General features: G+C 35.5%; 2 protein-coding genes. Both read left to right on the plus strand.

All coding sequences use genetic code 11. The features are described 5' to 3' along the window. Positions 1-179: 179 nt before the first annotated feature. A complete protein-coding gene (locus IGQ45_00150) occupies positions 180-614 on the plus strand; it encodes a hypothetical protein (protein MBF2055638.1) in 435 nt (144 codons plus the stop codon). A gap of 265 nt (positions 615-879) precedes the next feature. Beyond that, complete coding sequence (locus tag IGQ45_00155; GenBank protein MBF2055639.1) at positions 880-2,004, plus strand: FAD-binding oxidoreductase; 1,125 nt, start codon at positions 880-882, stop codon at positions 2,002-2,004. Positions 2,005-2,180: the final 176 nt, after the last annotated feature.

Genomic DNA, 2,180 nt, shown 5'->3' on the forward strand with positions numbered 1-2,180 from the left:
CGTCATTGCCATGATATTAAAACCAAAACAGACGGAAGTTTGAAAAGGTGACAGCATCCATGACAAGGAATAGCAAACTAGGAGCCGTATGAGGTGAAAGTCTCATGTACGGTTTTGAATGGGAGGGGAGTGAAGCGATTCACTTCTCGACCCCTAATAAGTTCTTTAAAAAAGTAACAATGATCAAAAAAGCAGTTTTATTATTATTATCACTATCTAGTTTTATTCTCATCAGTTGTGATAAAGAGGCACTAGATGGTTTGAATATCAAAATCAATGCCGATATAAAATCAGATTACGAGAAAGAAAAAGCCACAGAAAATAGTCAATCTTCTGAGGTTACAGCCACTTCTGAAACCAAATCTCCTGTAGAAAATGCGAAAACAGAAAATAATCAGAATGCTATAACTAATAATCAAACTACCATGGTTGATGGAGATCAGCCCATGCCTTTTAAAGCTATTGCAGAATGCACTCCAGCAGGGATTACGGTTACAACTAATGAGCAATTTTATGCAAATAGTGGCGTAAAATCTGTCAATTCTAAAAATAGTGAAGAGTTAAAAAAATGGCAAGAACTTTATAATAAAATTGAAGCAGAATGTAAAAAATAAGACATGATCAGAAGGGCAAAGTTCAAAAGGAAAAGGGCTAAGGTAATTATTAAAGATTTTTCTACAAATGATTAAGGCTTACCGTAGTTTTCATTTCCTTAAATTACACTTTGGATTCTTACAAAAATTAGTGCCTTTGCTAGAAACAAAAATGTAGTTTATTCATAGTAAACATACTGTAATAAAAAATAGAATTGTGAGTTTAATGGACAATGAATAATTGACAGTTTAAATAATTAATTAGCCTTATTTTTTTTGAATAAAAATGAATAATTATGATGTGGTAGTGGTGGGCGCTGGTTTAACAGGTTCAGCTTTAAGTTATGAATTAGCTAAACAGAAGTTTAAAGTTTTATTAGTAGAAAAAAATCTTAATTTTGATAATGCAACAGCTTACAGTTACGGAGGTATAGCTCATTGGTGTGGTACAAATGATTTTACTAATAAACTATGTGAAGAAGGTTTAAATATTCATCGTAATTTAACAGCAGAATTAGGCTCAGAAACTGAGTTTAGAGAAATTGATTTACTATTTACTATTCCAGCGCCCTCCACCCCAACAGAAGTAGCTAAAAATTATCAACATTTTCGTCTTACTCCTGAATTATTAGACATAAAAAATAGTTGTGAATTAGAACCACTATTAAACCCTGAATCTATTTCTGGTTGTTTAAGACTTCCCCACGGTCATGTTAACCCACTAAAAACTATTTTAGCTTATCAAAATGCCTATAAACAATTAGGGGGAGAAATAGTCGAACAAACATTTATTTCTACAGTGAAAAAAGAAGACAAAATCACGGGAATTATTACCGATAAAAATAAATACTCAGCTTCAAAAATAATCATTTGTGCCGGGGCGCACTCCCGACAAATATTGGCAGAAATGGGCATCAAACTTCCTCTATATTTTACCCATGCCCAACTAATCAAAACTAAACCTAGTCACATAAAACTGCGTACTTTAGTAATGCCCAGCACCACCGCCCGTTTTTTATTAGAAAAAGATGTCACCGCCTTGGGTAAAAATTCTCTCTGGGAAAACCCCACCAATGAGCTACAAGGAGAAGTACTAGAACCCGGTGCAATTCAATTTTTGGATGGATCGTTCTGTTTAGGTCAAATTAGTCAAATCATTACGAATATAAGCGCCCCTGTCCATTCTACAGTGAGTGAGCAGAAGATTCGAGAAGGGGTAGAGCATTATTTACCATTGTTAGGTCTGTTAGAAGGGCGCTGGTATAATTGTCAAGTGGCTTTTACCACGGGAATGCCGTTTCAAGTCAAGGAATTAAAAGAAGGATTAGCGATATTTTCAGGTTTTACCAGCCCATTTTTATTTGTGCCACCCCTTGCCAAAAGATTTGCTCGTGATTTAAGGCAAAGTTAAAAAAACGAACTTGATATAATATAGTTGCTATGAACTACGCATTTCCGCTACGCTGAGAAATGCGTTTCTGACGCTTCTTCGCCCCAAGTTGCCTCATGCTTCCGCACTCAGTAGAGCTTGGCGACTCTGCGTCTAAAGAGGCACGTTCCATACCCCTGATATAGTTTTCTATGACC

The organism is Cyanobacterium sp. T60_A2020_053 (assembly GCA_015272165.1).
Taxonomy (GTDB): domain Bacteria; phylum Cyanobacteriota; class Cyanobacteriia; order Cyanobacteriales; family Cyanobacteriaceae; genus Cyanobacterium.

Bases quoted from the DNA above. Each gene is read 5' to 3' on its own strand.
- IGQ45_00150 (MBF2055638.1), top strand. From the start codon at position 180: ATGATCAAAAAAGCAGTTTTATTATTATTATCACTATCTAGTTTTATT.
- IGQ45_00155 (MBF2055639.1), top strand. From the start codon at position 880: ATGAATAATTATGATGTGGTAGTGGTGGGCGCTGGTTTAACAGGTTCA.